Raw genomic sequence first — 2,206 nt, forward strand, 5'->3', positions numbered from 1 at the left:
CACCCACCCCCACCAGCCACCAGCCACACGACACCGGCCGCCAGCCAGACGACACACCCCGGCCCGCCACCCCAAGACCCCGCCCCGGCACCCCGGCAAACCACAGGCCACCGCACGCAACACCAGCGCCACCCCCGACCCCGGGCCCGGACAGCGGCCAGCGGCCAGCCCGGACCGGGTCCCCCAAGATTTCCGTTCCCTGCCGCCGATTTGGGGGGGGCAGTGCCGGGCTGATCATGACGACAGCAGGATGCGGCCCCGCAGCAGGTCGACATCGGCCCGGCCGCACATCAGTCCCCTCAGCAGCCCGATCCCGGTGACACCGCCCCCGACCGCTCCCGATGCGCGGAGGGGGGCGGTGAGAGCGGCAAGGACGGCGGCGCGGCCGCGGCCCACACCGCCGGCCAGCATGCGGAGTTCACGCCGTCCGCCGAGCCGGACACCGGCCAGCCCCGCCCCGAGGGCCAGACGCCCGGCGCGCCGCCCGCACCACATCACGGCCAGAGCACGGGCGCACGCAGCGGGCACGGCCAGTGCGGGACCACGACCGCACAGGCTGCACAGGCACTTGCACTCAGCCTCCGTGCGATGTTCGGGCCCGCGCACGATCCAGCCGGTGACGCGGCAAACAGCCAGATGCGGCAGCGGGGCACCCGCCGGAACCACTCCGGCGCACAGGCCCGCAACCGGCGGCAGACCGTGCTGATGCCGCTGCGGCAGCCGAGTTACCGGGTCCCGCACGCCACCAGGGCGCAGGCGCGGGTACAGCCTTCCCCCAGCGCTGGCGCAGGCAGAGCCGGTCATCATCGATCGCGCCGGGGCAGCGGATCGCCGCACCGAGGAACTCCCCGACGCGGCGGCCCCGGCGAAACACAGGACGGCGCCGCCACCGAGGCGGAGTCCGCAGCCGACGGCACGGACACGGTTGCCGCGCGCGATCCGCCCGCGGACCTGCCGGTACCGCTCCCGGGCCCGCATGACCCATGGGCACGGTCGGCCGTGGAGGCCGGGTTTCACCAGCGGCCACCCCGCCCCCGAGCCGGACAGCGGCCGACAACACCAGCAGTTCACCCAGGCCGCGCACGGCATCAGCCGACGATGCACTCCACAACCCCGGCCAGGCCAGGCCATGGAGGAGACACCCACGGCCAGCCACCCGCTGGCCCGGGATACTCCGGCACACACACCGCCACGAAAGGCCCCCGGCACGGCCACAGCAGACCACCCGGACTCGCGGACAGCAGCCCGGCCAGGCCCGCGAGGACACCGACGGGCCGGCCGGGGGGCCAAGTCGATCAGGATCGCCACGTTCTTCCGCCTGCGGCGCAGCGCGAACCCATCGACACGGACGCCCCCGACGGGACCCGTACCCCGCCCGGGCAGCACCCTCATCCGCCGCAGCATCGCCTCCTCGCACACCCCCACAGCCACCCGGCCGACCAACCGGGCACCCGGCCGGCCACCCAGAAACAGGACCACACCGGTCAACACCACCACCAGGAACCCGGCCCGCCCTGCACAGCAGCCCATCAGCGCCGGCATCCGCCCGGCGAACACCCGAAAGGAAGCACGGGAGCGCGCCACGTCACCGCACGCGAAGCACCGGGCCCGCAGACGGACTCCCCGCCCGCCACCGACAACCGGCCGCTCCACGACGACGCCCGCACACACGAACCCGCAGACAACCCCGGAACCCAGCCACAGCTCCCACACCATCCCGACCAGCCCCACCTCCCTCCCATCAGGGCATCCACGACAGCAGGGCATTCCCGACCACACCGGGCGAACGGGCCCTTGCGAGGACGAGCCGGAACGCGAGACGAACGCGAAAGCAGAGCAGAACCGGGAGACGAGACCGGGCCCTGCCCCTGGCCCTCCCCCGGGAGCCGAGTCCAAGTCCGGAAGCCAAGTCCGGGCCCGGGAGCCAAGTCCAAGTGCGGGAGCCGAGTCCAAGTGCGGGTCCGGGAGCCGAGCAAGTCCAATTCCGGGCCCGGGAGCCGAGGCCGGATCCGCGGACAAGCCCAGCACCGGGAGCAAGCCCGAGGCCGGATCCGCGGACAAGCCCAGCACCGGGAGCAAGTCCAGGACCGGGAGCAGACCCGGGGCCGGGAGCGGGCCCCGGGGGGGGCGGGACGGGGCCGCGGGCACGCCCAGGGACGGGGGGCGGGGGCGGGAAACGGCCACCCCGCCCCCGACGGATGACGAC

General features: G+C 74.6%; 1 protein-coding gene. It reads right to left on the reverse strand.

Annotated features, from left to right (window positions below; genetic code table 11):
- Nucleotides 1-234 precede the first annotated feature (234 nt).
- Complete coding sequence (locus tag IG74_RS54045; protein ID WP_234334683.1) at nucleotides 235-741, reverse strand: hypothetical protein; 507 nt, start codon at nucleotides 739-741, stop codon at nucleotides 235-237.
- Between the last annotated feature and the right edge of the window lie 1,465 nt (nucleotides 742-2,206).

Origin of the sequence: Streptomyces sp. NRRL B-1347 (genome assembly GCF_000720325.1) — a bacterium.
Lineage (GTDB): Bacteria > Actinomycetota > Actinomycetes > Streptomycetales > Streptomycetaceae > Streptomyces.